This window comes from Shewanella corallii (genome assembly GCF_023349125.1).
Lineage (GTDB): Bacteria > Pseudomonadota > Gammaproteobacteria > Enterobacterales > Shewanellaceae > Shewanella > Shewanella corallii.
This window is the reverse complement of the sequence record NZ_JAKIKT010000034.1, coordinates 1-660: the sequence shown is the minus strand read 5'-3', so window position 1 is coordinate 660 and position 660 is coordinate 1. Positions and strand designations below refer to the sequence as shown.

Sequence of the window (660 nt, the reverse complement as noted above, 5' to 3'; positions counted from 1 at the left end):
TGCCACCGGCACCAATCTGGTGGTCACGGCCACCGTCACCACGCCATCAGGCAACACTGCCGAGGGCTCAGACAATGCCACGCTGGATTACGGCTCAGGCAGCGGTGCCCCAGCGGCGCCGACCGTGGTGATTACCGAAGATGCCAATAACGATGGCTACATCAATGATGCCGAGCTCAATGGCCAGATAGACATTACCGTCACCCTGGGGGCAGGCACTGCCGTGGGCGACACGCTTGTGGTGACCGACCAGGATGGCACCGTCATCTTCTCCGGCCCGGTCACTCAGGACATGCTGGATAACGGTCTTAACCTGACGATTGACCCACCGGCCACCGGCACTGACTTGGTGGTCACCGCCACGGTGACTGACCCGGCTGGCAACAGCGCCGAGGGCTCAGACAACGCCACACTGGATTACGGCTCAGGCAGCGGCGCGCCAAGTGCGCCGACGGTCACCATTACCGAAGATGCCAACAACGACGGCTACATCAATGATGCTGAGCTCAGTGGTCAGGTGAACATCACCGTGGCGCTGGGGGCAGGCACCGCCGTGGGCGACACCATTGAAGTGACCGACCAGGATGGCAACGTCATCTTCTCCGGCACCGTGACGCAGGACATGCTGGATAACGGCCTGCAGTTGGCTGTGGATGCGCC

Annotated in this window: 1 pseudogene; it reads left to right on the top strand. The window is 62.1% G+C overall.

Annotation, left to right across the window (positions count from 1 at the left end):
- Positions 1–660, top strand: a pseudogene (locus L2725_RS23155) (hypothetical protein); the annotation flags it as partial.